The sequence below is a fragment of the Gordonia malaquae NBRC 108250 genome (assembly GCF_000344135.1).
Taxonomy (GTDB): domain Bacteria; phylum Actinomycetota; class Actinomycetes; order Mycobacteriales; family Mycobacteriaceae; genus Gordonia; species Gordonia malaquae.
In genome coordinates, this window is record NZ_BAOP01000005.1 from 75,171 (window position 1) to 101,061 (window position 25,891).

At 66.7% G+C, this 25,891-nt stretch carries 25 protein-coding genes and 1 pseudogene; 14 read left to right on the forward strand and 12 right to left on the reverse strand.

The genetic code is table 11. From position 1 onward, the window contains the following. Window positions 1-18 precede the first annotated feature (18 nt). Both GM1_RS05030 and GM1_RS05035 read right to left on the reverse strand, forming a co-directional pair. Window positions 19-993, reverse strand: coding sequence for an acyl-CoA dehydrogenase family protein (locus GM1_RS05030; RefSeq protein ID WP_008377049.1), 975 nt, complete (start codon window positions 991-993; stop codon window positions 19-21). Continuing rightward, window positions 993-2,102 (reverse strand): acyl-CoA dehydrogenase family protein, encoded by a 1,110-nt coding sequence (locus tag GM1_RS05035; protein ID WP_008377051.1) that lies wholly within the window; start codon window positions 2,100-2,102, stop codon window positions 993-995. Before GM1_RS05035 ends, GM1_RS05030 begins: the two co-directional genes overlap by 1 nt. A 68-nt stretch (window positions 2,103-2,170) precedes the next feature. Between GM1_RS05035 and GM1_RS05040 the strand changes: the two genes are divergently transcribed. Beyond that, window positions 2,171-2,647 (forward strand): DUF4334 domain-containing protein, encoded by a 477-nt coding sequence (locus tag GM1_RS05040; protein ID WP_040519530.1) that lies wholly within the window; start codon window positions 2,171-2,173, stop codon window positions 2,645-2,647. On the opposite strand, the gene GM1_RS05045 is transcribed toward GM1_RS05040, so the two are convergent. Further along, window positions 2,600-3,772 carry a CopD family protein gene (locus tag GM1_RS05045; RefSeq protein WP_008377055.1) on the reverse strand — a complete coding sequence of 391 codons (1,173 nt, stop codon included), beginning with the start codon at window positions 3,770-3,772 and terminating at the stop codon, window positions 2,600-2,602. The genes GM1_RS05040 and GM1_RS05045 overlap by 48 nt on opposite strands. A gap of 89 nt (window positions 3,773-3,861) precedes the next feature. Here GM1_RS05045 and GM1_RS05050 point away from each other — a divergent pair, with 89 nt between their 5' ends. Continuing rightward, complete coding sequence (locus tag GM1_RS05050; protein ID WP_373278332.1) at window positions 3,862-5,142, forward strand: alpha-hydroxy-acid oxidizing protein; 1,281 nt, start codon at window positions 3,862-3,864, stop codon at window positions 5,140-5,142. Window positions 5,143-5,148: 6 nt separating this feature from the next. Here the strand turns inward: GM1_RS05050 and GM1_RS05055 are convergent, their stop codons facing one another. Next, window positions 5,149-5,469 (reverse strand): AzlD domain-containing protein, encoded by a 321-nt coding sequence (locus GM1_RS05055; RefSeq protein ID WP_008377058.1) that lies wholly within the window; start codon window positions 5,467-5,469, stop codon window positions 5,149-5,151. After that, window positions 5,466-6,182, reverse strand: a complete 717-nt coding sequence (locus GM1_RS05060) for an AzlC family ABC transporter permease (RefSeq protein WP_008377060.1) — start codon at window positions 6,180-6,182, stop codon at window positions 5,466-5,468. The genes GM1_RS05055 and GM1_RS05060 overlap by 4 nt, the downstream gene beginning before the upstream one ends. An 18-nt stretch (window positions 6,183-6,200) precedes the next feature. Between GM1_RS05060 and GM1_RS05065 the strand changes: the two genes are divergently transcribed. Continuing rightward, window positions 6,201-6,797, forward strand: coding sequence for a helix-turn-helix domain-containing protein (locus GM1_RS05065; RefSeq protein ID WP_081604230.1), 597 nt, complete (start codon window positions 6,201-6,203; stop codon window positions 6,795-6,797). Window positions 6,798-6,940: 143 nt separating this feature from the next. Continuing rightward, window positions 6,941-8,359, forward strand: a complete 1,419-nt coding sequence (locus GM1_RS05070; RefSeq protein WP_008377063.1) for an LLM class flavin-dependent oxidoreductase — start codon at window positions 6,941-6,943, stop codon at window positions 8,357-8,359. A gap of 2 nt (window positions 8,360-8,361) precedes the next feature. Here GM1_RS05070 and GM1_RS05075 read toward each other — a convergent pair whose 3' ends face one another. Continuing rightward, window positions 8,362-9,231, reverse strand: coding sequence for an oxygenase MpaB family protein (locus tag GM1_RS05075; RefSeq protein ID WP_008377065.1), 870 nt, complete (start codon window positions 9,229-9,231; stop codon window positions 8,362-8,364). Between the two features lie 84 nt (window positions 9,232-9,315). Here GM1_RS05075 and GM1_RS05080 point away from each other — a divergent pair, with 84 nt between their 5' ends. The 5 genes from GM1_RS05080 to GM1_RS05100 all read left to right on the forward strand — a co-directional run bounded on the left by GM1_RS05080 (window position 9,316) and on the right by GM1_RS05100 (window position 13,627). Beyond that, the gene (locus GM1_RS05080) at window positions 9,316-9,957 is read left to right on the forward strand and encodes a TetR/AcrR family transcriptional regulator (RefSeq protein WP_008377066.1); all 642 of its coding nucleotides are present in this window, start codon (window positions 9,316-9,318) and stop codon (window positions 9,955-9,957) included. A 4-nt stretch (window positions 9,958-9,961) separates the two neighbouring features. After that, the gene (locus GM1_RS05085; RefSeq protein WP_008377068.1) at window positions 9,962-10,579 is read left to right on the forward strand and encodes a TetR/AcrR family transcriptional regulator; all 618 of its coding nucleotides are present in this window, start codon (window positions 9,962-9,964) and stop codon (window positions 10,577-10,579) included. Window positions 10,580-10,674: 95 nt separating this feature from the next. Further along, window positions 10,675-11,877 (forward strand): acyl-CoA dehydrogenase family protein, encoded by a 1,203-nt coding sequence (locus tag GM1_RS05090; protein WP_040519533.1) that lies wholly within the window; start codon window positions 10,675-10,677, stop codon window positions 11,875-11,877. Next, window positions 11,874-12,890 carry a phosphotransferase family protein gene (locus tag GM1_RS05095; protein WP_008377073.1) on the forward strand — a complete coding sequence of 339 codons (1,017 nt, stop codon included), beginning with the start codon at window positions 11,874-11,876 and terminating at the stop codon, window positions 12,888-12,890. Before GM1_RS05090 ends, GM1_RS05095 begins: the two co-directional genes overlap by 4 nt. After that, on the forward strand, window positions 12,887-13,627 hold the full coding sequence (locus GM1_RS05100; protein WP_008377074.1) for an SDR family NAD(P)-dependent oxidoreductase: 741 nt from the start codon (window positions 12,887-12,889) through the stop codon (window positions 13,625-13,627). The genes GM1_RS05095 and GM1_RS05100 overlap by 4 nt, the downstream gene beginning before the upstream one ends. Window positions 13,628-13,690: 63 nt before the next feature. Here GM1_RS05100 and GM1_RS05105 read toward each other — a convergent pair whose 3' ends face one another. Next, entirely contained in the window at window positions 13,691-14,353 is a 663-nt protein-coding gene (locus tag GM1_RS05105; protein WP_008377076.1) for a histidine phosphatase family protein, read from the reverse strand. Between the two features lie 308 nt (window positions 14,354-14,661). Between GM1_RS05105 and GM1_RS05110 the strand changes: the two genes are divergently transcribed. Beyond that, window positions 14,662-15,915, forward strand: a complete 1,254-nt coding sequence (locus tag GM1_RS05110) for an ROK family transcriptional regulator (RefSeq protein WP_008377077.1) — start codon at window positions 14,662-14,664, stop codon at window positions 15,913-15,915. A gap of 123 nt (window positions 15,916-16,038) precedes the next feature. Continuing rightward, window positions 16,039-16,488 (forward strand): hypothetical protein, encoded by a 450-nt coding sequence (locus tag GM1_RS05115; protein WP_008377079.1) that lies wholly within the window; start codon window positions 16,039-16,041, stop codon window positions 16,486-16,488. A gap of 69 nt (window positions 16,489-16,557) precedes the next feature. On the opposite strand, the gene GM1_RS05120 is transcribed toward GM1_RS05115, so the two are convergent. The 5 genes and pseudogenes from GM1_RS05120 to GM1_RS05140 form a co-directional block, all read right to left on the reverse strand. Then, complete coding sequence (locus tag GM1_RS05120; protein WP_008377081.1) at window positions 16,558-17,391, reverse strand: ABC transporter permease; 834 nt, start codon at window positions 17,389-17,391, stop codon at window positions 16,558-16,560. Next, window positions 17,388-18,383: an ATP-binding cassette domain-containing protein gene (locus tag GM1_RS05125; RefSeq protein WP_008377083.1), complete on the reverse strand. Its 996-nt coding sequence runs from the start codon at window positions 18,381-18,383 to the stop codon at window positions 17,388-17,390. The genes GM1_RS05120 and GM1_RS05125 overlap by 4 nt, the downstream gene beginning before the upstream one ends. A 53-nt stretch (window positions 18,384-18,436) precedes the next feature. Next, window positions 18,437-19,167 (reverse strand): annotated as a pseudogene (locus GM1_RS05130) (YoaK family protein). Window positions 19,168-19,325: 158 nt separating this feature from the next. Further along, entirely contained in the window at window positions 19,326-20,222 is an 897-nt protein-coding gene (locus GM1_RS05135; RefSeq protein ID WP_008377087.1) for an adenylate/guanylate cyclase domain-containing protein, read from the reverse strand. Continuing rightward, window positions 20,215-21,390 (reverse strand): TetR/AcrR family transcriptional regulator, encoded by a 1,176-nt coding sequence (locus GM1_RS05140; RefSeq protein ID WP_040519534.1) that lies wholly within the window; start codon window positions 21,388-21,390, stop codon window positions 20,215-20,217. Before GM1_RS05140 ends, GM1_RS05135 begins: the two co-directional genes overlap by 8 nt. Window positions 21,391-21,517: 127 nt before the next feature. Between GM1_RS05140 and GM1_RS05145 the strand changes: the two genes are divergently transcribed. The 3 genes from GM1_RS05145 to GM1_RS05155 all read left to right on the forward strand — a co-directional run bounded on the left by GM1_RS05145 (window position 21,518) and on the right by GM1_RS05155 (window position 25,673). Then, window positions 21,518-22,729: an acetyl-CoA C-acetyltransferase gene (locus GM1_RS05145; RefSeq protein WP_008377090.1), complete on the forward strand. Its 1,212-nt coding sequence runs from the start codon at window positions 21,518-21,520 to the stop codon at window positions 22,727-22,729. A gap of 29 nt (window positions 22,730-22,758) precedes the next feature. Then, window positions 22,759-24,954 carry a 3-hydroxyacyl-CoA dehydrogenase NAD-binding domain-containing protein gene (locus GM1_RS05150; RefSeq protein WP_008377091.1) on the forward strand — a complete coding sequence of 732 codons (2,196 nt, stop codon included), beginning with the start codon at window positions 22,759-22,761 and terminating at the stop codon, window positions 24,952-24,954. A 203-nt stretch (window positions 24,955-25,157) separates the two neighbouring features. Next, window positions 25,158-25,673: a hypothetical protein gene (locus GM1_RS05155; RefSeq protein WP_008377093.1), complete on the forward strand. Its 516-nt coding sequence runs from the start codon at window positions 25,158-25,160 to the stop codon at window positions 25,671-25,673. The last annotated feature ends 218 nt before the right edge of the window (window positions 25,674-25,891 follow it).

Sequence of the window (25,891 nt, forward strand, 5' to 3'; positions counted from 1 at the left end):
CGGGCTGACTCCGCCCGATCATGAGGTGATGAGGTCCCACAGGCCAGACGAGCCTGCGGCGACCGCGGCGTCGGCGACTGCGCGATCCCACGACGCGACGGAACCGAACTCGTTGCGCCAGGCCAACGCGGGCCTGCTGAACCGGTGGAGACGATGCTCCGCAGTGGTGCCCATCGCCCCGTGAACCTGGTGCCCTCCGCGCACGACGACGGATGCGGCGTGGCCGACACACGATCGAGCGACCGCGATTCGAAAAGCGGTGGAACCCGCCCAGTCGTTCCGCACCGCTTCGGTGAGCGCCGCTTCCGTCGCCGACCGGGCGAGCGCCGTCTCAGCGGCCATGTCGGCGACGGTGTGCTGCACTGCCTGGAAGCGGGAGAGCGGCCGCCCGAACTGGGTGCGCGCGGACGTGTGATCGAGCGACAGTTGAAGGATCGTGTCCAGCGCGCCGACGGTCGCAGCGGCGCGCGCGAGAGCGCCACGCAGGCGGAACATTTCGCCGGTGTCGTCGGGAACACGGTTCCAGGCGGAGGCGCCGGCATGAACGTGCACTCGATCCCGCGGCTCGCCGGCTCGGTTCCATCCCGCCGTCACATCGACCTCCGATCGCGGGAGATCTGCCACCGCCCATCCGTGGTCGACGGCTCGGAGCGCCACGATCCGCTCGGATTCGGCGGCCCATCCGACCCCGGTGGCCACCCCGTCGTCGTTGATGATGCAGGCGGTCCGGCGAGCGTCGCTCGACGGGAGGTGCGCGCGCCGCAGCAGCCAGCCTGCGAGCAGGTCGTGCTCGACGTACGGGATGGCGACGCCGGCGGTCGCCGCCGCGGTGATCAGCGCGGACGCCTCCGGCCATCCGGCGCCGCTGCCGCCGACCGCCTCCGGCGCTGTGAGACGCGCGAGCCCGAGGTCTACGAGCCGCGGCCAGGGGTCGTCGACCTCGGTGCGGAGAATGTCGTTCATCAGGGCGATGAGGTCCGGATCGACGGTCATCAGCGCATCCCCAGTCCGCGTGCGATCACGCCGCGCAACACTTCGTTGGTTCCGCCTCGGAGCGTGAAACCGGGACGTTGATCGGTAGCGGTCGAGACGAGTCGAGCCAACTCGGGTTGGTGGACATCGTCGCCGAGAATGACGTCGACGTCGTCTGCGATGTCACCTTCGAGTGTTGTCCCGAGCACCTTCACGACGGCGGCGGCGACGTCCGCGTCGTGACCTGCGGCGAGGGTGTGAGCCACCGACTCCGACATCGTGTGCAGCCCGGCGAGGCGAGCGATGTTCGCGCCGAAGGCCGGTGACGAGCGTGCCAGATCAGGTTCATCGGCGAGCTTCGCCACCAGCGGGAACGTGGACAGGAATCGCTCGGGTCCGCTGCGCTCGAACGCCAACTCGCTTGTCACCTGCAGCCAGCCGTTTCCGATGTCGCCGAACACCATCTCGTCGGGGACGAAGACGTCGTCGAGGAGCACCTCGTTGAAGTGGTGAGAACCGTTCATCGATCTGATCGGCGACACGGTCACTCCTGGACCGCGCAGGTCCACGATGAACTGAGACAACCCCGCGTGACGGTCGGAGGTGTCGAGCGGTGAGGTGCGGGCGAGGCAGATGAAGTAGTGCGCTGCGTGAGCGCCGGACGTCCAGACCTTGACGCCGCGGACCCGCCAGCCGCCGTCCACCTGCTCGGCCCGGGTGCGAACGGCCGCGAGATCACTGCCCGCGTCGGGCTCGCTCATGCCGATTCCGAAGAACACTTCGCCGGCGACGATCCCGGGCAGTAGTCGCCGGCGCTGCGACTCGGTTCCGAACTTGAGGAGCGAGGGCGCGATCTGACGGTCGGCGATCCAGTGTGCGCCGACGGGTGCTCCTGCGGCGAGCAGTTCCTCGGTCACGGCGAATCGCTCGACGTGGCTGCGCCCGTGGCCTCCGTACTCGGTCGGAACAGTCATGCCGATCCATCCGCGGTGCGCGAGGCGTCGCGTGAACGCCTCGTCCCAGCCGGTCAACCAGCAGTCGACCATCGGAGTGAACCGTCCGTGCGCGAGCTCGTCGGCGACGAACTCGCGCACGTCTGCGCGCAGCTCGGCCAGCGTTCGGTCAGTCATCGGCACCACCTCGAAAGAGACTTTGTGAGGAGTGACACTACCCCTGGCCGAGCGTATGCTCGGTGAGCATGAGTCAACTTACGGAACCTCAGGCAGTGGCCGACTTCCAGCGCAGGGCCGAGTCTCAGCAGATCAGCGATCCCGCCGAACTCGATGCCATCTGGGCCGCACTTCCGACCGTGACGATCGACGACGTGATCGGCGATTGGCGAGGAGGCGAGCTGCCGTCGGGACACCGGCTCGACGGCAGCCTCGCACAGGTGGGCTGGCACGGCAAGTGGCTGCGGAGTCGGTACGACGTCGCGCCGATGGTCTGCCGTGGCGCCGACGGCGAGCTCTACTCGAACCTGGAGATAGGAAAGGGCGCCGCCAGCCTGTGGAACGTCGAGTTCCGAGGTGAGCTGACGGCGACCATGGTCTACGACGGGCAGCCCGTCTTCGATCACTTCAAGCGCGTCGACGAGAACACGTTGATGGGGATCATGAACGGAAGCACGTCACTCGTGCGTGACGAGCACTTCTACTTCTTCCTCGTCCGCGAGTGACGCATCGCGACGCTCGAGGCCGCGGATCGTCGCCGTGCAGCCCGCGACGGCGAGAGCGATGAGGGCGAAACCGAGGCCGAACGTCCCCCAGTCGAACGGGCCCGCGTCGGCCTGGCCGTCCATCTTTCGGGCCGAGCCGGACAGGAATGGCACGATCACGAGGATCGCGAATGCGGCGAGAGCCTCGGCGATCACCACGCGGGGGAACTCGCCGAGCGCGAGCTGAGCGAAGGTCCGTTCGTCGCCTGCGACCCGCGCACGGCGGATCTTCGGGATCAGGACCAGGGCGTTGTACGTTCCCGCTCCGATCATGAACGCGACGAGGATCAGTTTGATCAGCAGGAATCGTCCGTACGACGTGGTCACGAACTGGCTGAACGAACCGAGGTGCACCCAGGTGAGCCAGACTCCGGAGACGGTGATCGCGATGACCGCGCCCATCGCCCAGGTGCTGAAACGGGACCACATCTGCTCCCACGCGCCCGCTTCGTCCGTGGACCCTTCTCCGCCCCCGCGACGACGGGCGGCGACGACGCCCGCGGCGGCGAGGACTACGAGACCGCCGACCCAGATGTCGGCGGCGAGGATGTGCGCCAGCTTGAGTTCGCGGTTCGCGATCTTGTTGAGGCTCGTGGACGCAAGGGTGATGCTCGGCATCGCGGCAGCGAGGATGGATGTGACGAATCCGGCCGACGCCAGGCGGGGAGTCGGAGTGGCCGCGAGGTTCCAGAGGATCGCCGCCAGCGCGATGAACAGCACGAACTGGACGGTTCCCATGACTCCGCCGGACATCCAGGTGCCGTCGTCCTTGGGCAGCGTCAGGTAGTCGGTCGCGTGGGTGAACGATGCTGCCTGCGACCACGACACGTCGAGGTCGGACTTCGTCACACGCGCCACGTACTGGAAGAAGCCGCCGAGAAGCGCCAGGACCGCGACGGGGCGGGCGAGCGACGCGAGAGCGGCTTCGGTGCGACCGTCGCGGGCCCGGCTCGGCAACAGGTACGCCAATGCCAGGCACAGTCCCGTCGCGAACGACAGTGCGGTGAAATACCCGATGGTGGTCATGATCTGCCACGCGGGTTTTGATGCGGGCGCCGCGGCGGCCAGCGAGGTTAGGCTATCCATAAGAGCTAGAACTCTAAGCGTTTCCTGAGAACAAGCGCAAGGGGTGGTGCGCGAGCGGGCTGTGAATGACGTGGGCCACAATGGTTCCCATGGGTTCGAACATCGGGCGTGCGCGGCAGAACGAGATCTATCGAGCGGGGATCCACGGGCGCGCCCCGGCGATCCCCACCGACTTCGCGACGCTCGAACGGCGCGCGCAGGCGGTGATGTCCAAGCGTGGGTGGGCCTACATCGGGGGCGGTGCAGGCGAGGGGCGCACGATGGATGCGAACCGGTCTGCCCTCGACCGATGGGCGATCGTACCGCGAGTGCTTCGCGACACGAGCGACCGATCGCTTGAGGTGGAGCTCTTCGGGCAGACGCTGCCCGCGCCGGTGCTGTTCTCCCCGGTCGGCGCAGGAGCGCTCGCTCATGACAGGGCAGACGTCCACATCGGACATGCCGCAGCCGAGCTGGGGCTTCCGTACATCTTCTCCAATCAGGGATGCGCCCCGATGGAAGACGTCGCGGCGGAGATGGAGTCGGTTCGTCCGGGAGCGCCGCGGTGGTTCCAGCTCTACTGGTCCACCGACGACCGGCTGGTCCGGAGTCTCGTGGCCCGTGCGGAGGCGATGGGCGCCGCGGCGATCGCGGTCACGCTCGACACCACGATGCTCGGCTGGCGTCCGCAGGACCTGAACCTGGGTTCGCTGCCGTTCGCGCGAGCCGAGGGCATCAACCAGTACACGTCCGATCCGACGTTCTGGGAGATCGTCGCCGAGCGACTCAAGGGCGCGGTGTCGGAGAAGCCCGAGGTGAGCCTCGGAGCGGTGAAGACTCTGTTCTCCATCGCACGGAACGTGCCCGGCGAACTCCGCCGGAACCTTACCGCGCCCGAGCCGCGTGCGGCGGTCGAGACCTTCTTGGACATCTACTCGCGGCCGTCGTTGAACTGGGACGACATCATGACGCTGAGGGAGATGACAAGCCTGCCGATCGTCCTCAAAGGGGTGCTGCATCCCGACGACGCCCGCCAGGCGGTCGAGCTGGGGATCGACGGCCTGATCGTCTCCAATCACGGTGGGCGTCAGGTGGACGGGTCCATCTCATCGACCGATGCGCTGGTCGACGTCGTCGACGCGGTGAAGGGTCAGATCAAGATTCTCGTCGACTCCGGCTTCTACACCGGATCGGACGTGTTCAAGGCGCTCGCACTCGGCGCGGACGCCGTCTGCATCGGTCGCCCCCACATGTACGGACTCGCACTGGCCGGGGCCGACGGGGCGCGCGATGCGGTTGCGAACATCGTCGCCGAACTCGATCTCACACTCGGCCTCTCGGGCCACACGGACGTGACGACCCTGGATCGCTCTGCTCTGAAGCGGGTGTGACCGCGCCTACGGGACGCCGACCACGCGCAATAATGCGGTGGTGGCGGCTGCGGCGACGATGACGACGACGAGCGGCGCCTTGAACCATGCCGCGGCGACGCCGACCGCGACGCCGATCGGTCGGGCGGGGCCCGTGACGTCGTCTCCGGTGAAGAGGGCGCCGGTGAGAGCGACGGCGACCAGCAGGACGATCGTGGCCCGTTCGAGGATCGCCTCGACGGCCGGTGACACCTGCGCCCGCGTGCGCACGAGCAGTCCCGCGAGACGGATCGTGTAGGTTCCGCCGGCCAGCAGCGCGACCGCTCCCACGAACTGCCAGCCGGTCATGCGTCAACTCCTTCCGGCGTCCCGCTCGTCGAGCGCAGTCGAGACGCCGCCCGGCGTCGAGTGAGGAGTCGCCCGAGTGGGATGCCGAGCAGCGCCAGGACCACCGGCAGTCCGGCAGCGACGAAGCCGGCGGTCGCGAGCGCGATGGCCCCGCCGAACACGGACGCCCACCGGGTGCTCGGATCACGCAGCGCAGGGATGGCCAGGGCGGCCATCAGTGCGGGGAACGCCGCGTCGAGGCCGAGGGCCTCGGGAGAGGCGATGACCTGTCCGACCAATGCTCCGCACAGTGCTCCGAGGGGCCATGAGACGACCACGGCCAGGCCGCAGACGATGAACGCCGAGCGAGCGGCCACGGGATCGCGGTGCGGTGCGGAGTAGACGGCGGTCTCGTCGTTGACGATGTGGGCGGCGGCGAAGATGGTCCGGTCCGCACGGAGAAAACGTCCGATGGACAGTGCGTAGGAGAAGTTCCGAACATTCACCAGGAGACCTGCGAGAGCCCCGACGATCGGGAGGCCGCCCGCGGCGACGACGGAGACCAGGACGAACTCCGACGATCCGGCGAGAACGGTGCACGCCATGATCAGCACCTGCCACCACGCGAGTCCGATGCCGTGTGCGGCCGCCCCGTACGACGCGCCGACCACCCACATCGACGCGCCGATGACCAGGATCTCCCTCGGGACGAGTGTTCTCCATGGCGAACGCATGTCCACTATGATGGAACTATGGATGACGTTCGTCAAGATGAACGTTCGGCCACTATGGCGAACGCATCGGTCGACCCGCAGAAACTCGTGGCCGCCGCACTCAAGCGTGAACGCACTCGAGCCGGTCTCTCGATCGCTGAACTCGCACGTCGTGCAGGCATCGGGAAGTCGACGTTGTCGCAGCTCGAGTCGGGTGACGGCAACCCGAGCGTGGAGACCCTGTGGTCGTTGAGCGTGGCACTCGGCATCCAGTTCTCAGCTCTCGTCGACGTTCCACGTCCCGCAGTCGAAGTGATTCGGTTGGGGGAGGGGCCCACCATCACCGCGGGCGAGGCTGATTTCTACGCGGCTACGCTGCTGTCGGCGGCCCGTCACGGAACCCGGCGTGACGTCTACCTGATCCGCGCCGACCGCGGCAGGCCGCGAATCTCGCAGCCGCACGCGCGCGGTGTGGTCGAGCATGTGATCCTCTGCGCGGGCAGAGCGCTGGTCGGGCCGACCGAGGCCGCAGTGGAGCTTGCGCCCGGCGACTACGTCAACTATCCCGGCGACGCCGAGCACATCTTCGACGCTCTCGACGACGGCACTATCGCGGTCCTGCTCAGCGAGGCGTGACTGAAATCGTCCCGGAGGGCGCGCTGTGAGGGCGAATCGCCCTCGGGAGGGTCTGTCGGGGACGATCTCAGTCATTTCGCGTGGTTGCGCCCAGCGCGCGTGGAACGCTGGCCGGCCGAGGCCGGGGGTCGCAGGATCAGACCATGACCCGACGGATCCGCCTGAACGCCTTCGACATGAACTGCGTCGCTCACCAGTCGCCCGGCCTCTGGCGGCATCCAGACGACAGGTCGTGGGACTACAACACCCTGGACTACTGGGTGGAACTGGCAAAACTGCTGGAACGCGGTCGGTTCGACGGGCTGTTCATCGCTGACGTCCTCGGCACGTACGACGTCTACTCCCAGACCGATGAAGCGGCCATCCGCCAGGGCGCGCAGATTCCGGTCAACGACCCGTTGCTGCTGGTCTCGGCGATGGCTCATGCGACTGAGAACCTCGGATTCGGCATCACGACCGGAACGGGCTTCGAGCATCCGTATCCGTTCGCACGTCGAGTGTCGACACTCGATCACCTCACGCGTGGGCGCATCGGCTGGAACGTCGTCACCGGGTACCTGCCCGCCGCGGCACGCAACATGGGTGACGATCGGCTGCTCGACCACGACGCACGCTACGACCACGCCGACGAGTACCTCACGGTGCTGTACAAACTCTGGGAGGGATCGTGGGAGGACGACGCGGTACGACGCGATCGCGAGTCCGGCGTGTTCGCCGACCCGGCGAAGGTCCATCACATCGGGCATCGTGGTGAGCACTTCACGGTGCCGGGCATTCATCTCGTGGAGCCCTCGACGCAGCGGACGCCGGTGATCTATCAAGCCGGCGCGTCCACTAGGGGAAGCAGGTTCGCGGCGGAGAACGCGGAGGCGATCTTCGTCGCCGCGCCGACCAAGACGATCCTGCGCGATGTCGTCGCCAGAACACGCGACGCGCTCGTCGCCGCAGGTCGTGGCCCCTACGATGCTCGGATCTACACCCTTGCCACTGTCATCACCGACAGCACTCCGGAGGCGGCGCGGGAGAAGGCCGCCGAGTATCGGCGCTTCGCATCAGACGAGGGGTCGCTTGTGTTCATGTCCGGGTGGATGGGCATCGACCTGTCGCGATACAGCCTCGACGACCCGATCGGCGCAGTGGAGTCGAATGCGATTCAATCGGCTGTGGCGGCGTTCTCTCAGGCAGACGAGGACGGTCGGGCGTGGCGAGTTCGCGATGTGGCCGCCTGGGGTGGAATCGGGGGGATGGGGCCGGTGCTCATCGGGTCCGGTGACGAGGTCGCCGAGACGCTGATCGACTGGGTGGACGACACCGACGTCGACGGGTTCAATCTCGCCTACGCGGTCACGCCAGGATCGTTCCGCGACGTCGTCGACCATGTGGTGCCCGCGCTCGACGCACGCGGGGCATACCAGTCGGCGTATCAGTCGGGCTCGCTGCGCAACAAGCTGTTCGGACGGGGCGACCGCCTGCCCGACAACCATCGCGGGGCGACGTTCCGCGTCGGAGGGAGTGCGTCGACGATCGACGACTCCGCGCGTCGGACGGCGGTCGGCGTCTGAGATCAGACCAGCGGACGGCCCGTCCGCATCCGCCATCGCACATCGGCCAGCAGCAGGTTGAACGGGAACTTCCGCATCGGAGCGGGCATGAGCTTCACTCCGACGCGCAGGACGGTGTTGTGCGCGTCGAAGATCCGCTTCTGCATGGGGGTCTGGGTGACACCGAGCTTGTCGCGGAACTCCGGCGGCAGGTACCCGACGGTCAGCAGTTCCGACCACGGACCCATGATCATCGACACGGGTTTGGCGGCGAATTTGAACCGGACCAGCGACTTCAGGTAGCTGCGGATCACATCGTCGAGCTCCATGCTCGCCACGGTCTCGTTCCAGTACACCTCGAAGTCGGCCCTGGTGGCCGGCCACATCTCGGGCGGCATCTGCAGGGTGGTGCCCATGATCGCGCCTTGGCGGTACGCCTCCTCCGTGATGACCGACGGATCGCCGTAAAGGCGGATCATGTCCTCCCAGCCTCGGTAGAGGCATGCCGCGACCCACAGCTGGAGCTTCGCGTCGAACGCGTTGTATTTGACCGGACTTGAACTGGATGACCGAACGTGAGCATGCGACTTGTTGACTGCATGGCGGTACTTCCGGCGCAGTTCGGCGTCGCCCATGGCGGCGACGGCGAGGTACGTGAGGGTGGTTCGTGTCCGTTTGACCGGATGCTTGAACAGGTTGCCCGTCTCGACTTTGCTCTCGTAGACGCCGTAGCCGACCGCCGGGAGCGTCAGCTGCATGATCACGTTCGCGGGACCGGCCAGCAGTGCGGGTCCGAGCAGGGTCAGATCGGTGATCTGTTGCTCGTCGAGCTCCGCGCGTGTGGCGCGAGGCATCGGATCCGCCTGAAACGACTCGATCGGCTGTGCTGTCATGACACTCCCCAAAGTGATAACGCCTGTTTCCTGTTATTGATTCAACGCCCGGCGTCCCGCGGTGTCAAGAGGCGGGGTGTTTATATGGACGGTGTGACCAAGCCTGGTGAGACCGCGAGCGAACTGCGTTCGTACGGCGGGGAGGCGGGCGACGCTCGGGTGGCTCGCCGACGTGCGGCACTCATCGATGCGAGTCTCGACATGCTCACCGAGCCGGACGTGGGAACTGTCACGGTGCGAGGCATCTGTGCTCGTGCGGGTCTCACTCCGCGGTACTTCTACGAGAGTTTCGACAACGTCGACGCACTCGCTCGCGCGACGTACGACGGTGTGATCGCCGAGATCGCCGAGCGGGCCGCGGCCGCGTTCGCACGAGGAGGCGATGCGCGGGGGAAGGTTCGGGCGGCCGTCGAAGCGATCGTCGACGTCATCGAATCCGATCCCCGGACCGGCAGGCTGATCTTCTCCGACACGCTCCGCAGTCCCGTTCTCGCCGGCAGGCGAGCTGATTCTCTGCAGTTGTTCGCGAACCTGACGTCGGAGTCGGCGGCCCAGGTGGCCCGTGTCGGGCAGGCCGATGAGACGATGGCGGCAGCGCATTTCCAGGTGGGCGGCCTCGGCCGCGTCCTCGCCTCGTGGACGGAGGGTCGCCTCGACCTCGATCGCGACCGACTCGTCGCGGTGTGTGTGCGCATGATGCTGCCGATCACGGCGGAGCGGAGCTGACTCGATGACTCGACCGACCACCGGTTCGTGGCGCGACTACGGCGCTGTCCACCTTCCGGCGCCTCTCCGGGCCGCGCTCGAGGCCTTCATGGAGCACGGCTATCACGGCACATCAGTGCGTGACATCGCGTCGCGCGCGGGCTTGTCGGTGCCCGGCCTGTATCACCACTACCCGTCCAAGCAGTCTCTCCTGCAAGGACTGCTCGAGTTGACGATGACCGATCTCCTTCGTCGGTCCGCGCAGGCGATCGAGGAGGCGGGCGACGATCCGGTGACGCAGTTCGACGCGGTCGTCGAGTCGTTGCTGCGCTTCCACATGTTCCGTCGAGAGCAGGCCTTCGTCGGGTCGACCGAGCTCCGGAGCCTCGACGACGACTATCGGCCGACCTACATCGGGCACCGGACGCGTCAGCAGCGGATGGTCGACGAGATCGTTCTCTCCGGCGTCCGGTCGGGTGTGTTCGTCACGGTCGACCCCAAGGGGGCGGCACGGGCCGTCGCGTCGATGTGTGTCGGTGTCTCGACCTGGTACCGAGTGGACGGCGAACTCGGTGCCGACGAGTTGATCGCCAGAAACCTCGACTACGCCCGTGCGATCGTCGGATACCGACCGTCTCGCTGATCACTTCTGGGAATCGTCCTTGACGTGACCTGGGTCTCGTGGGACAGTGGTCGCGTGACCGAGCGAGCGCTCGGTCAGAAACGGGGATTGTGCTCATGACGATCGATCTGTCCTACCGTCCCGAGGTAGTCGAGTTGGTGGCTCGGACCGAGCTCTTCATCAACGAACACGTCCTTCCGGTGGAGAACGAGTTCCGCGGCGACGTGACAGCGGCCGGCGGTGACGACCTCCGGCGTGAACTGAACGCCAAGGCCAAGGCCGCCGGTGTGTTCGCGCCGCACGCACCTGTCGAGTTCGGTGGACTCGGGCTCTCGATGTCCGACCGCGCGCCCGTGTTCGAAGCCGCCGGACGGTCGACGTTCGGACCGGTCGCCTTGCACATCGGTGCACCGGACGAGGGCAACGTCCACATGCTCGCCCACATCGCCGACGACCGTCAGCGTCACGAATACCTGGCGCCGCTCGCGGCCGGGGCGGTCCGCAGTGCGTTCGCGATGACTGAGCCGTCACCGGGTGCAGGCGCGGATCCGAACGCCCTGTCCACGATGGCGACGCGAGTCGACGGCGGCTGGAAGATCAACGGACGCAAGCGGTTCATCACCGGTGCCGACGGGGCGGGCTTCTTCATCATCATGGCGCGCACATCGGGTGAACCGGGTGACCGCGGCGGTGCGACGATGTTCCTCGCACCCGGCGACACTGACGGCATCAGAGTCGACCGCCATATCCACACCACCGACAAGTCGATGATCGGCGGTCACTGCGAGATGACGTTCACCGACGTCTTCGTTCCCGACGCCGACGTGTTGGGTGAGGTCAACGAGGGCTATCGCTATGCGCAGGTACGCCTGGGTCCCGCCCGCATGACACATGTGATGCGGTGGATGGGTTCGGCGGTCCGCGCGCAGAAGGTCGCGCTCGACTACGTCGAACGGCGGCAGGGATTCGGCGGACGGCTCGCAGACCTGGGCATGATCCAACAACTCGTGGCCGACAACGAGATCGATCTCGCCGCGGCGCGCGCACTGCTGGTACGCGCGTGCTGGGAACTCGACCAGGGCTCTCATGCATCGGACTCGACATCGATCGCGAAGACGTTCGGCGCCGAGGCGTTCTCCCGCGTCGTCGACCGCAGCATTCAGATGTGCGGCGGTCTCGGCGTCTCGGAGGACCTGCCGCTGGCTCGTCTCGCCGACGAGTTGCGTCCGTTCCGGATCTACGACGGTCCTTCCGAAGTGCACCGGTGGGCGATCGCCAAGCGCGCTGTCGGACGTGCCCGAAAGGAGCGTCAGGCATGAGTGGTCACGCGGGACTCGCGGCAGCGGATCTGCGGCGACTGCTTGAGAGCAACGGCGTCGACGTGGTCGGCGACCTGCGGATCGACCTGATCAGCGGCGGCCGGTCCAATCTGACGTTCGACGTTCGCGACGACGTTCACCACTGGGTGGCGCGACGCCCGCCGATGGGCGGCCTCACGCCGTCGGCGCACGACATGGAGCGCGAGTGGGCGGTCACCTCGGCGCTCACGCGGACTGACGTTCCAGTCGCGCCGACGGTCGCGATCGACCGGGCCGGTGACGTGATCGGCGCGCCCTGCACCGTGGTCGAGTTCGTCGACGGTGACGTGATCCGCTCGGTGGACGATCTGGCGCGCTTCTCCGACGCGCAGGTGGAGGCATCGATCGATGCGCTGGTCCGGACGCTCGCCGACCTGCACGCCGTCGACTACTCGGCCGTCGGGCTCGCCGAGTTCGGGCGCCCGGAGGGCTTCGCTGCTCGTCAGATCAAGCTGTGGGCCAGGCAGTGGGGCATCGTCAAGACCCGGGAACTCGATGACGTCGACAGGCTGGTCGACATCTTGTCCGACCGAGTTCCTGCAGCCGCGCGCAGCACGATTGTGCACGGCGACTTCCGCATCGACAACACGATTCTCGCGCCCGACGACCCCGGTCGGGTCGCAGCCGTCGTCGACTGGGAGCTGTCGGCGCTCGGCGACCCGATCACCGACGTCGCGCTGATGTGCGTGTACCGCCAGCCGGTGTTCTCGTCGGTCCTCGGATTCGACGCCGCGTGGACCAGCGACCGTCTGCCCGACGCGGACTCGCTCGCCGAGCGTTACGCGCAGGCGACCGGAGCAGACCTCGGCGACTGGGCGTTCTACCTCGGCCTCGCCAACCTGAAGCTGGGAGTCATCGCCGAGGGCATCACCCACCGCGCACTGCAGGGCGGATCGTCCGGCGCGGCGGGCGCGGAGAAGGCTGCTGAGGCCACCGCATCATTCATCGCACAGGGACTGGAGGCCGTGAAATGACTGCACGCAAGGTAGCGCTGGTGACCGGGGGTTCGCGTGGGATCGGAGCGGCTGTCGCGAACCGGTTCGCCCGCGAGGGGTGGGACCTGACGATCAGTGCTCGCCGCCAGGAGGCGCTTGACGCGCGTGCCGATCAACTCCGTGAGCACGGCGGCCGAGTGCTGTCGGTGGCTGCGGACTCCACCGACGAGGATGCCGTCGCCGCCCTGATCGCCCGCCACGTCGAGGAGTACGGACGCACCGACGCACTCGTCGTCAATGCAGGCATGGGACTCAAGGGTGGTTTCGCCGACTTCCCTGCCCGGCGCTTCGACCGGCTGTACCAGGTCAACGTGCGTGCGCCGTTCCAGTTGATGCAGGGACTGTTGCCGAGCCTTCGGGCGGCGGTCGACGCAGCAGGGGCGGCGAAGGTCATCGCGATCTCGTCGATCACCGGGGTGTATCCCGAGCCGGAGATGGCGGCGTACGGCGCGACGAAGGCGGCCCTGATCTCGATGTGCGAGACGTTCAACCTCGAGGAGTCGGTGAACGGCGTCTCGGCGACGTCGATCGCGCCCGGCTACGTCGACACGGACATGTCGGAGTGGACAAAAGGGGAGGGGGCGATCCCCGGTGACGAGATGATCTCCGCCGAGGACGTCGCAACCGTCGCCTACGCGGTCTCGCAGCTCTCGCGCTGGGCGGTCCTCCCGCAGGCGGTGCTCACCCGCCCCGGCCCCAACCTGCACCGGGCTTAGCCCCGGGCCGTCGCGACCTTTCGGTTCGTCGAGCGCAGTCGAGACGCCTATCGAGTCCCGTCCCTACCGGAACGACAGGATTCCGTCGGAGGCCAGGTGGCCGTGCTCGTTGACCGACACGACGGTCAGGCCGCTCCGCCCGGAGACGATCTTGGTCACCGACGCGTTCACGAACGTCCTGGACACCGCGGGCCATCCGGCCGGCGGGACACCCCACAGTTGTGACACGAGCAGTCCGATGGTCCCTGCGGACGACGTGATGAGCACGTTCTTTCCGGATCCGGCCAGTTCGGCGGCGCGTTGCGATGCGGCGTGCGTGCGGGCGAGGAACTCCGCGAAGGTCTCGTCGGCGGGCTGGGTTCCGGCGATCCACGCGTCGAGCCCGGCGTCGAGCACCTTCTGGTACGCGGCGCGGTCGGCGAACAGGTCGGCTGCCGCAGTCATGAGTTCTGCAGGCAGCTCGTATTCGTTCCAGTCGGCGTCCACTTGATGATCCGGTCGGGTGCCGAATCCTTCGAGGACGCCGGTGAGGGTGTCCCGTTGGCGCGGGAGGTCGCCGGAGACGGCGGCGTCGAACGTCGGGACGAAGCCGGCGAGTAGCTCGCCGGTGCGTCGGGCCTGGGCGAATCCGAGTTCGGTGAGCCCGGGGCCGGTGCCGTCGGCGCTGCCGACGCCGTACGCGTGTGCAGGTGCTTGACCATGACGGACGAGGTAGATGGCGCCCATCTCAGCAGGCCGTTCTGTGCATGTGGGGGTGGGTGGCGGTGGTCACGTTTCCACCGTAGACGGCCTGCTTCACTTGCCATGCGTCGCGGGTGCTTGCTAGCTTCGCTCCATGACTCGTCAGCTGCACGCGATCCCGGAGGTCACCTACGTGACCACCGCTCTGGGTTGCCGTCTGCCGCTGGCTCGGGTCCTCTGTTGTCGCCGAATGCGCTGAACCAGCCCATTTCTCGCCTGCTCTCCTGCGGGCACTCTCTTTCGTCGCGATCGACTGCTGTCGTGTTGCGCGTCCGGCACAAGGACCCCTGAAAATGACTTCCACCCTCGCTCGTCCCCTCCCCTCGACCACCGTCGAGATCGCTCCCGTTCGTCTCCGCTCGGTCCCGTCGCCGACCGCTCCGCATGTCGCCACTGCAGGTCTGCAACTGTCGACGAAGGCCGCCGCACTTGTTCTGCGCACCGCCCGCGTCTCGGGGCCGGTCTTCCGCGATGACACCGCTGCTGCCACCGGGCTGTCGATCTCAACCGTGAACCGCCAGGTCAGCGCTCTGCTCAAGGCGGGGTTGATCCGCGAGCGCGCCGATCTGACGCCGCCCGGCGCCGTGGGACGTCCCCGCGTCCCGTTCGAGATCAACACGACCGGCTTCCTGACCGTCGGGATTCACATCGGCTACAAGACCACGTCGATCACGACTCACGACCTTATGCACCGCGTTGTCGGCGCCATCGCGATCCCGACGCCGCAGGCCGGGACTCCCGAAGAAGTCGTCGCCGCGGTTGGCGCAAGCGCTCGCCGTTTCGCCGATCGCTGGGTCGGTAAGCGCCTGCTCTGGGCGGGAGTCGCCATCGGCGGACGAGTCGCCGAAGGCGGCGTCGTCGATCATCCGCGTCTCGGATGGTCGAACGTCCCCGTCGGGCGAGTGATCGCGGAGACCATCGGACTGCCCGTATCCGTCGCGTCGCACGTCGAGGCGATGGCCGCTGCAGAACTGGTCGTCAACACGCCGTCCGACCAGAGCCAGAACTTCCTGTACTTCTACGCCCGCGAAATGGTCGGCATCGCATTCAGTGTGGACGGCACCGTCCACACGCCTGCCGCGGGTCCGCCCACGATCGGGCACTTCCCGACCGGCGAGACGACGCTTCTCGATCCTGATCGCACCGGACGTCTCGAAGACACCGTCGGCGATTCGGGTGTCCTGTACGCCGCAGAGAAGGCGGGGCTGTCGGTGTCGTCGATCGATGAACTGCGCGCCGCCGCCCGTACCGGCAACACCGTCGCGCACGACATCCTCACCGAACGTGCCGAGATCCTCGGCCGGACCGTCGCGTTGATCTCGGACATCTTCAACCCGGATCACGTGATTCTCGGCGGGCAGGCCTTCACCGACTACCCTGAAGCTCTTCCCGCAGTCAGCAAGGCACTGCGTGCGACGTCGGTCGTCACCCAGCGTGATGTTCGTGTCGCACGTTCGGCGATCACTGTCCAGCAGAAGGCCGCGGGCGCCGTCGCTCTCGACGCGATCTACGCCGACCCGCTCGACGCTCTCTCGCACACCGCCTGATCGGCGAACCATTTCCTAGTCGTTCCCTGGCGTCCGACCACGACCGGTCAGCACCACAACGTGTTCGGCGAAGTCTGAGCGTGGTTCACGGGCTCGGGCACCACGTCGCGTTACGCTTCGCTCATGTCTGAGCCGGAGAAGCCCGACGAGGGTCAGCGGACGTATGACGCGATGTCGCTGTTCAGCAAGTCGCAGGAGCAGGCGGTGAAGGTCGCCTCAGAGACGTTGCACAAGATCCGCGGAATGGCTGCTGCCGGTGCGTCGGCAGGAGCGGCCGCCCCGGATGAGCTGATGCGGCAGGTCGCCGAGCTGAGCGGGGCGGTGACGAGCCTGGCGGGTAGTGCCACCGGCGTCGCCGGAGCCGTCGCCCAGCCGATGCAGGATTTCATCGTCCAGCAGCGGAAGCTGGCAGAGACGATCGCCAAGTTCGCCGAGGTCCAGGCCGAATTGTCCGGGGTTGTGGCCGAGTTCGCTCAGCGACAGGCGGCGACGGTTGCTGCGCTCGAGAAGGTGACGACGCCGGTTCTCGGCCTGATGGGCGCGCAGCAGACCGAGGACGACGCTCCCGCGTGACGCGTCGACTCCCGCTAATCGTCTGACAATTAGCGGGAGTCGACAGGTGCAGCGGGAAGCGGGAGGGGCCTAGTCGGCGGTACGCCGGCGGAACGCGCGCAGAGCGAACGGTGCAAAGATCGCCGTGAGAGCGATCGACCAGAGGATCGTCGCGAGGACCGGGTGCTGGAGCGGGAGTGCGCTCGCGTCGGTGGCCTTCGGACCGTTGCCCCAGAGTTGACGCATGGCCTGGACCAGCGACGACACCGGGTTCCACTCGGCGATCGTCCGCAGCCACGTCGCCATCGGCGCCGTCGGGACAAACGCGTTCGACAGGAACGTCAGTGGGAAGAGCAGCGTGAACATGAAGCCGTTCACGGCCTCAACTGACTTGAGCCACGATCCGACGAGAATGCCGAACCAGATGATGCCGAAGCCGAACACCAAGACCAGGGCGAAGCCCAGGACCGCCTCCGGGAACGACGTATGGATCCGCCAGCCGATCACGAGGCCCGTCAACGCCATCACGACGATGCCGATGGACGAGTGCATCAACGACGCGATCGCTCGACCGAGCAGGTACGACGTCCGGTTGATGGGCAGCGAACGGAACCGGTCGACGATGCCTTTGTCGACGTCGGCCGTGATGCCGTTGGCGACGATGAACGCGGTGAACACGATCGTCTGGCCCATGATGCCGGGCAGCAGATACTCGCGGTAGCTGCCGCCGCCGGGCACCGGCATCGCCGGACCGAACACGAATGCGAACAGCACCACGAACATGATCGGTTGGACCGTGACGTCGGACAGCATCTCGGGCATGCGTTTGGTGTGGATCATGCTGCGTTGCACCATGATCGACGTCTGACGCCAGAGGCTCGGCGGATCGATCGCGAGTCGGGGGTCGATTGCGGGGGCGCTCATGCGCTCGCTCCTTCAGAATCGGAGGCGGACTCGGAGCCGGGTTCGGCACGATGGCCGGTGAGGCTGAGGAAGACATCGTCGAGGCTCGGGCGCGACAGCCCGATGTCGTCGATTGCGATCCCCGACTCGTCGAGCATCCCCGCGACGCGAGTGAGGTCGGCGAGCCCGCCCGCGGGCACGGTGAGGGTGCGGGCATGCTCGTCGACGAACACGTCACCCGCCACCTGATCGAGGATCGCCCGAGCCGCGTTCACATCGGCGGCGTGGGTCACCGTGGTGATCAGGCTGGCCGCTCCCGCTTGCGTCTTCAATTCGAGCGGAGTGCCCTCGGCGATGATCTTTCCCGCGTCGACGACGACGATGCGGTCGGCCAGCTGGTCGGCCTCCTCGAGATACTGGGTGGTCAGCACCAGAGTGGTCCCCGCCGCGACGAGTCCCCGCAGGACGTCCCACAGTTCGTTGCGACTGTGCGGGTCGAGGCCGGTGGTCGGCTCGTCGAGGAATAGGACCGGCGGCGCCGCGATCAAGCTGACCGCGAGGTCGATCCGGCGTCGCATGCCGCCGGAGTATTCGCGAACGGTCTTGTCGCCCGCATCGGTGAGGGAGAACTGATGGAGCAGTTGCTCGGTCCGTTCCTTCAGCGCCTTGCGGCCTATGCCGTAGAGACCGCCGATCATGCGCATATTCTCGCGTCCGGTGAGCAGCTCGTCGACCGTTGCGGCCTGGCCGGTGAGGCCCATGCTGCGTCGGACGGCGTCCGGATTCTCGCGGACGTCGAAACCATTGATTCGCGCGGTGCCCGACGTCGGGTCGCTGAGGGTGGTCATCATGCGGACGGTGGTCGTCTTGCCTGCGCCGTTCGGGCCGAGCATGCCGAGGACCGTGCCGGTCGGGACGGCGAAGCTCACGCCGTCGACCGCCGTGAAATCGCCGAACCGTTTGACCAGGTCGACGGCTTCGACTGCTACGGATGCGTCGTGTCGATTGTTCACACGATCACCGTACGGGCAGGGTGTGACATCCTCCACTGGATTCTTGAGTCGGATCAGCCGAGGATCGCCTTGCGGTCGGAGTGCAGGAATGTGATCAGGCTGGTCGCACCGCACAGCAGCCCGGCTGCCAGAATCACCTGAGGCCCGGTGAACACCGAGGCGACGACACCTCCGACGCCTGCTCCGGCGAGGAACCCGACGTAGACCATCGCGTAGCCGAGCCAGTCGTAGACGGTTCCGCCTCCGGTCAGGTGACGCTCGATGCCCTGGCCGAGCTTCACGAGCGTGCCGGTGACGTAGGACAGCGGGACCGAGACCTCGCCGTTCTTGACGAAGGAGGTGTTCAGCGCGCCGATGGCGAAGGTGATGACGACGATCGGCAGGAACCTGACCTCGGGCTCATCGAAGCCGTCGTAGCGAAGTCGAGACCTGCCGCGGCGAGCAGCCCAGCGGTGGTCAGGACGGTCGGTCCGTGCGGATGGTTCTGCCAGTACCGGCGGCGGCAGAACGACGCCGCCCAGACGCCGGCGACGAAAGCGACGATGAGCACGATCGCCGCGACAGCTCCCGCGCCCGCGACCTTCTGGGTGGTCGAGACGCCGAACCACGAGACGACCGCGCGTTCGGTGTTGCCGGTCATGAACGTGACGAAGTACCCGGCGCTGTGGAGGAACGCCACGGCGCCGACCATGCCGGCCACCCCGGCGAGCAGCCAGGAGAGTCGGGCGTCGGAACCGACAGCGGTCTCCCGGTTGACGACTGGCCCGTGTGTGTTCGGGCTCATGATGTGACGGCGTCGAACAATGGGGTCATGCACTCGATTGTGCAGACGCGATCGGGCCGCCGCCGTTGTCGGTGCGACGACTCACATCGCCTGCGCCACAGTGAATCTCACCTGTTCACGCGAGCGTCATGCGGCGGAAACCGGCGTCGCGTAAAGGCTCAGTTCGCGTGGCGATTCTTGGTGACGGCCCATGCGTGCAGGCGGCGGTACCCGCGAACGGACAGTGCCGGAATCGACCGGACTCGGAACTGTTCGTCGCCCTTCAGATCGTCGGAGACGTTCTCGTCGACCAGTGTGGTGCCCGAGTGCGCGGAACTCGCGAGTCGGGCGGCGATGTTGACCGGTTCGCCGAACACGTCGCCGAGACGGGTGAGTGCATGCCCGCGTGCGATGCCGATCCGGAGGGTTGGCAGTTCGCCGCCCGAGGTCAGTGCGTGCAGCGCGACGGCGGTCTCCGCGGCCGCGTGGGCGTCGGGGGAAGTGAACATGACCGCGTCGCCGATCGCTTTGACCACTCGTCCGCCGCTGGCGACGACGATGCTGTGCGCAGACGACTCGAACGTCTCCAGCAGATCCTCGAGCTCGGCCATAGCGAGCTTCCGCGACATCGACGTGTAGCCGACGATGTCGGCGAAGCCGATCACCGTGTCGGCCTCGGCCTCGTCCTGATCCGGCGCCGACAGGTACGACTCCAGGTGGCGGCGCCACACGAGTGTCTGCAGATGAGCGAGAGCGTCGATCATCTGGTCGGTGGTGGCCGTGATGTCGTCGTTGGCGGCGAGGAGTCGGATCTGCTCTGCCTGCCATTCGGCCAGACGTGCTGTCGCCTGTCCGATCGAGCGTGCGGCCGCGAGTTGTGCGGAGGTGTCCATCGCGTGGTCGCCCTGCACGTAGATCGCAAGCGCCGCAAGGTCCTCCGTTGTGAATCTGTGGCCGGTGGCACCGGTGTCCTGGGCGAAACCGAAGGCGTTCCAGAATCGCTGTGCGTAGTCGTGATCGAGTTGCAGGGCGTCGACGAGCTCTTCACGCGTGTAGCTGACCGGTTCGTCAGACACCGAGCAGTCCCTTCATCAGGTACGCCATCCGGGCGGCGAACTCGGGCCGCGGCGTACTGCGCGGCAGTCGTTCCGCGTCGTTCACGATCGCCAGCGCGGCGTGGACGACGAGGCCTGTCGATTCGACACTGCGCTCCGGTGCGTACTCGGTCAGCAGCTGGATCCACCGTGCCACATAGCGACGCTGACTGGCCACGAGTTCGCCCGCATGAGGATCGCCCGCGAGCGAGTACCCGCTCGTCAACGCCACGATGAGGTCGGGCGACGACGTGATGACGTGCACGTAGGTGTCGACGAGCGACCGGAGTCGGACGGCTGGATCGGGGCTCGCCGCGTACGACACCATCGCCCAGGCGTCGAGCTGGTTGCCGCTGCGCTGACCGATCGCGAGGAGGATCGCGTTCTTCGACGGGAAGTGCTTGTAGACGCTCGGGCCGGTGATCCCGACGGCGGCGCCGATGTCGTCCACTCCGGTGCCTGCGAATCCCTTGCGGGAGAACAGAACTGCAGCAGCATCCAGAATCTCGTCGCGGCGGGTGCGCGGCGCCTCGATGCCCGCAGGTTCGATCAGAGGGGTCGCATCGCTCGGGGTGAGCCGCAGGATCTGACGCAGCAACGCGAGCAGTTCGGCCTCGACGTTGAGCGGGACCGTCCGTACTGCACGTCCGACCACGCTGCCGACCACGCTGAGCACGGCGCCTGCGAGGTACATCGTCTCGCGCTCGGTGAGATCGGGGCGCGTGGAGCCGATGGCCGACGCCCACTGACGAAGAACGCTCCGCGTCCGGCGCACCACCTCTCGGTTCTGCTCGACGGACAGGTGCTGACCTGACCATCGCCACAACGACGTCGACTGTGGATTCGACATGCTCAGCCGGACGGCGGCGACCGCCAGCGCCTCGGCGGGGTCGTCGGCTTCGTCGAGATTCGCAGCGGCGGTGTTCGCCTCCAGATCGTCGACGGAGGCCTGCACGGCGTCGAAGAGGAGCGCCTGTTTGTCCTCGAAATGTCGGTAGACGGTCGGCGCGCTGACGCCTGCGTGCCGAGCGATGTCCGCCACGCTGACATGCGGGTATCCGCGGTCGGCGAACAGTAGTGTCGCGGCATCGATCAGCTGACGCCTACGGTCGTTGGACCGGGCGCGGCGCACACCTGAAGTTGACGTCATGGTGAACCGACCATAGCCGAAGTGTTGACGAATTTGTATAGACCTGACCTCCCGGTATAGCCAAAACCGTTATTGGGGGTTAGCCTCATGGTCGTAACCATCTGAGGTTCGTGTGAAAGGAACACTTGTGTCCGACGAAGCATTCATCTACGAGGCGGTCCGTACGCCCCGTGGCAAGCAGCGCGGAGGCTCGCTGCACAGCGTCAAGCCGATCGACCTCGTCTCGGGTCTGATCGACGGACTCCTCGCCCGTCACGGCGATCTCGACCCGAAGGACATCAACGATGTCGTTCTCGGCGTCGTGTCCCCGGTCGGCGAGCAGGGTGCGGTCATCGCACGTACCGCAGCTCTCACCTCGGGTCTCGGCGAGACCGTCCCCGGCACCCAGATCAACCGCTTCTGCGCTTCGGGCCTCGAAGCCGTGAACCTGGCGGCAGCCAAGGTCCGCTCGGGCTTCGACGACCTCGTCCTCGCGGGCGGCGTCGAGTCGATGTCGCGCGTGCCGATGGGCAGCGACGGCGGCGCCCTCTTCATGGACCCCGCCACCGCGTACGACAACTACATCGCGCCGCAGGGCATCGGCGCCGACCTCATCGCGACGATCGAGGGCTTCTCGCGTGACGACGTCGACGCGTACGCCGCCGAGTCGCAGCGCCGCGCCGCACAGGCGTGGGACGAGGGTCGCTTCTCGAAGTCGATCATCCCCGTCAAGGACATCAACGGCGTCACCCTGCTCGACAACGATGAGCACCGTCGTCCCGGCACCACCGCGGAGAGCCTCGGCAAGCTGAAGCCCGCGTTCGCAGGCCTCGCCGCGATGGCAGGCTTCGACGACGTCGTGATGCAGAAGTACCCGAACGTCGAGCAGGTCAACCACGTCCACACCGGCGGCAACAGCTCCGGCATCGTCGACGGTTCCGGCCTGGTCCTCATCGGTTCCGAGGAGGCGGGCAAGCGCAACGGCCTGACTCCTCGCGGCCGCATCGTCTCGTACGGCGAGATCGGTTCCGAGCCGTCGATCATGCTCACCGGCCCGACGCCGTCGACCGAGCTCGCCCTCAAGCGCGCAGGTCTGACCGTCGACGACATCGACGTGTTCGAGCTCAACGAGGCCTTCGCCTCGGTCGTCATGAAGTGGATGAAGGACCTCAAGGTTCCCCACGAGAAGGTCAACATCAACGGTGGCGCCATCGCCCTCGGTCACCCGCTCGGTGCAACCGGCGCGATGATCCTCGGCAGCACGCTGGACGAGCTGGACCGCATCGGCGGCCGCTACGGCCTGGTCACCCTCTGCATCGGTGGCGGCATGGGTGTCGCAACCGTCATCGAGCGCCTCTGACGGCCACGGAACAAAAGGAAAAGACTTTCATGACTGAGAACATGATTTCGTGGGAGAAGGACGCCGACGGCGTCGTCGTCCTGACGATGGACGACCCCAACCAGGGCGCCAACACGATGAACCAGACCTACATCGATTCGATGTCGGCCACCATCGAGCGCCTCGAAGCTGAGAAGGACGACATCGCCGGTGTCGTGCTGACCTCGGCGAAGAAGACCTTCTTCGCGGGCGGCGACCTCAAGGACATGACCGCGGGACGCGGTGACAAGTCCAAGGAGGAGATCGCCACCGAGATCACCAACCGCACCAACGGTCTCAAGAAGGTCCTGCGTCGTCTGGAGACCCTCGGCAAGCCGGTCGTCGCCGCCATCAACGGCGCGGCACTCGGCGGCGGCCTGGAGATCGCTCTCCACTGCCACTACCGCGTCGCAGCCGACGTCAAGGGCAACCAGCTCGGCCTGCCCGAGGTGACCCTCGGTCTGCTCCCGGGCGGCGGCGGTGTCGTCCGTACCGTACGCCTCCTCGGCTTCCAGCAGGCGCTCATGGGCGTTCTGCTCCAGGGCCCGCGTCTGAACCCGACCAAGGCCAAGGAGATCGGCCTGATCAACGAGGTCGTCGGTTCGATCGAGGAGCTCGTCCCCGCTGCGAAGAAGTGGATCGCGGCCAACCCGGAGGCTCAGCAGCCGTTCGACGTCAAGGGCTACAAGATGCCCGGCGGCGCACCGACCAACCCGGCTGTCGCAGCGAACCTGCCCGCCTTCCCGGCCCTCCTGCGCAAGCAGATCAAGGGCACCAACATGCCTGCGCCGCGTGCCATCCTGGCCGCAGCCATCGAAGGTGCGTACGTCGACGTCGACACCGCCGACGAGGTCGAGACCCGCTACTTCGTGTCGCTGGTGACCGGCCAGGTCGCGCAGAACATGATCAAGGCGTTCTTCTTCGACCTGCAGCACATCAACGGCGGCGGCTCGCGTCCCGAGGGCTTCGAGAAGTTCCAGGCCAAGAAGGTCGGCGTCATCGGCGCAGGCATGATGGGCGCTGCGATCGCGTACGTGTCGGCCAAGGCCGGCATCGAGGTCGTCCTCAAGGACATCGACATCGAGGCTGCCAAGCGCGGTAAGGGCTACTCGGAGAAGCTCGAGGAGAAGGCTCTCTCGCGCGGCAAGACCACGCAGGAGAAGAGCGATGCGCTCCTCGCCCGCATCACCCCCACTATCGACCCCGCCGACTTCAAGGGTGTCGACCTGGTGATCGAGGCCGCTTTCGAGTCGGTCGAGGTCAAGAACAAGGTGTTCCAGGAGATCCAGGACATCGTCGAGCCCGACGCCGTCCTCGGCTCGAACACCTCGACCCTGCCGATCACGATCCTGGCCGAGGGCGTCAACCGTCCCGAGGACTTCATCGGAATCCACTTCTTCTCGCCGGTCGACAAGATGCCGCTGGTCGAGATCATCCGTGGTGAGAAGACCAAGGACGAAGTCCTCGCCAAGGTCATCGACTACACGCTCGCGATCCGCAAAACGCCGATCGTCGTCAACGACAGCCGCGGCTTCTTCACCAGCCGCGTGATCGGCACCTTCATCAACGAGGCAGTCGCCGCCGTCGGTGAGGGCGTCGAGCCCGCGTTCATCGAGCAGGCAGGCAGCCAGGCCGGTTACCCGGCTCCGCCGCTGCAGCTCATGGACGAGCTGACGCTGACCCTGCCGCAGAAGATCCGTCAGGAGACCGAGGCAGCGATCCGCGCGGCAGGCCAGGAGCCCACGCCGCACGGTTCGTACGCGGTCATCGACAAGATGGTCGAGCTCGGACGCACCGCCAAGAAGGACGGCAAGGGCTTCTACGACTACGTCGACGGCAAGCGCGGCCTCATCTGGCCGGGTGTCCGTGAGAACTTCAACTCGGGTTCGACGGAGATCCCCTTCGAGGACATGAAGGAGCGCATGCTCTTCGCCGAGGCGCTCGAGACGGTGAAGTGCTTCGACGAGGGTGTGCTCACCTCTGTCGAGGACGCCAACATCGGTTCGATCTTCGGCATCGGCTTCCCGGCCTGGACCGGCGGCGTCGTGCAGTACATCAACGGCTACGAGGGTGGCATCGCAGGCTTCGTCGCCCGCGCTCGCGACCTCGCGTCGAAGTACGGCTCGCACTTCGAGCCCCCGGCCTCGCTGGTCGAGAAGGCTGAAGCAGGCGTCACCTCCCTGACGAACGAGAACCTCGTCAAGTGATCTGACAACTCGCCGCGTTCGTCGAGCGGGCCTTCCCCGCTCATCGAGCCGTTCCCGGCTCATCGAGCGCAGTCGAGATGGCGGCCCCGGTGGAGAAATCCACCGGGGCCGCTTTGGTCGTTTCTGCAGGTCACCGCCTGTGGACTTCGGTCTCGACGGTTCCGTGATTCGGTGCGATCCTCGTTCTGTCGAAGGGGGACGACATGTCACGGAGGAAGAAGACCGCATCGAAGAGGCGGCACGGCGCCTCGCCGAAACTGAGGCTGGCACTGCGTCGCGCGGCACGGGCCCCGGTGTGGGAGTGGCCCACGATCGCCGACGAACTCGCGCGTGACGAGGGTGGATCGATCGATGAGTGGCTCAAACGGATGATGCGATTCGAGCCGAGTGCCGAACGGTACGGAAGGGTGTTGCCGATGCGTTTCGAGCTCGGCGACGGTGTGTCGCTCCGCGACATCGTCCGCACGTGTTCATTGGTCGCCCTCGAGTACGAGTGGGACGCGGCGACGCGGCGTCATCGGTTGCTGGAGCTCGAGCCGACAGAGGAGGACGAGGAGCTCATTGCGGCCTTCGACGAACTGTCGACAGCACTGTGGTGGTTTCAGGAGGCTGTCGATCGGCACGACGATGCTCTCGGTTGCGCCTACGAGATCCCGTACGCGTTGCGTCAGGCGATGGCACTGTTCGCCCGTCACGATGAGCTCCCACGGGCGTCGTGATGACGCCGCAGGCCTGGGGCACACTTGATCGTCGGGGTGCTCGCGTCGATCGGTGTGGTGGGCACCCTGTGGCAGAGGCAACGGTCCGAAGCGATGGACCGAATGCACCGCGATCGCTTCGACGCACGGGCCGAGTGGTGGCGACGGTTCCAGTGGGCGGCGGAGCAAGCCCACAGGGGCGACGATGCGTCGAGTGAACTGGGGTTTGCTGTTCTGGA

Excerpts from the sequence above, each read along its gene's own strand:
- GM1_RS05030 (WP_008377049.1), bottom strand. The coding sequence starts at position 993 with ATGACCGTCGATCCGGACCTCATCGCCCTGATGAACGACATTCTCCGC.
- GM1_RS05035 (WP_008377051.1), bottom strand. The coding sequence starts at position 2,102 with ATGACTGACCGAACGCTGGCCGAGCTGCGCGCAGACGTGCGCGAGTTC.
- GM1_RS05040 (WP_040519530.1), top strand. The coding sequence starts at position 2,171 with ATGAGTCAACTTACGGAACCTCAGGCAGTGGCCGACTTCCAGCGCAGG.
- GM1_RS05045 (WP_008377055.1), bottom strand. The coding sequence starts at position 3,772 with ATGGATAGCCTAACCTCGCTGGCCGCCGCGGCGCCCGCATCAAAACCC.
- GM1_RS05050 (WP_373278332.1), top strand. The coding sequence starts at position 3,862 with ATGGGTTCGAACATCGGGCGTGCGCGGCAGAACGAGATCTATCGAGCG.
- GM1_RS05055 (WP_008377058.1), bottom strand. The coding sequence starts at position 5,469 with ATGACCGGCTGGCAGTTCGTGGGAGCGGTCGCGCTGCTGGCCGGCGGA.
- GM1_RS05060 (WP_008377060.1), bottom strand. The coding sequence starts at position 6,182 with ATGCGTTCGCCATGGAGAACACTCGTCCCGAGGGAGATCCTGGTCATC.
- GM1_RS05065 (WP_081604230.1), top strand. The coding sequence starts at position 6,201 with ATGGATGACGTTCGTCAAGATGAACGTTCGGCCACTATGGCGAACGCA.
- GM1_RS05070 (WP_008377063.1), top strand. The coding sequence starts at position 6,941 with ATGACCCGACGGATCCGCCTGAACGCCTTCGACATGAACTGCGTCGCT.
- GM1_RS05075 (WP_008377065.1), bottom strand. The coding sequence starts at position 9,231 with ATGACAGCACAGCCGATCGAGTCGTTTCAGGCGGATCCGATGCCTCGC.
- GM1_RS05080 (WP_008377066.1), top strand. The coding sequence starts at position 9,316 with ATGGACGGTGTGACCAAGCCTGGTGAGACCGCGAGCGAACTGCGTTCG.
- GM1_RS05085 (WP_008377068.1), top strand. The coding sequence starts at position 9,962 with ATGACTCGACCGACCACCGGTTCGTGGCGCGACTACGGCGCTGTCCAC.
- GM1_RS05090 (WP_040519533.1), top strand. The coding sequence starts at position 10,675 with ATGACGATCGATCTGTCCTACCGTCCCGAGGTAGTCGAGTTGGTGGCT.
- GM1_RS05095 (WP_008377073.1), top strand. The coding sequence starts at position 11,874 with ATGAGTGGTCACGCGGGACTCGCGGCAGCGGATCTGCGGCGACTGCTT.
- GM1_RS05100 (WP_008377074.1), top strand. The coding sequence starts at position 12,887 with ATGACTGCACGCAAGGTAGCGCTGGTGACCGGGGGTTCGCGTGGGATC.
- GM1_RS05105 (WP_008377076.1), bottom strand. The coding sequence starts at position 14,353 with ATGGGCGCCATCTACCTCGTCCGTCATGGTCAAGCACCTGCACACGCG.
- GM1_RS05110 (WP_008377077.1), top strand. The coding sequence starts at position 14,662 with ATGACTTCCACCCTCGCTCGTCCCCTCCCCTCGACCACCGTCGAGATC.
- GM1_RS05115 (WP_008377079.1), top strand. The coding sequence starts at position 16,039 with ATGTCTGAGCCGGAGAAGCCCGACGAGGGTCAGCGGACGTATGACGCG.
- GM1_RS05120 (WP_008377081.1), bottom strand. The coding sequence starts at position 17,391 with ATGAGCGCCCCCGCAATCGACCCCCGACTCGCGATCGATCCGCCGAGC.
- GM1_RS05140 (WP_040519534.1), bottom strand. The coding sequence starts at position 21,390 with ATGACGTCAACTTCAGGTGTGCGCCGCGCCCGGTCCAACGACCGTAGG.
- GM1_RS05150 (WP_008377091.1), top strand. The coding sequence starts at position 22,759 with ATGACTGAGAACATGATTTCGTGGGAGAAGGACGCCGACGGCGTCGTC.
- GM1_RS05155 (WP_008377093.1), top strand. The coding sequence starts at position 25,158 with ATGTCACGGAGGAAGAAGACCGCATCGAAGAGGCGGCACGGCGCCTCG.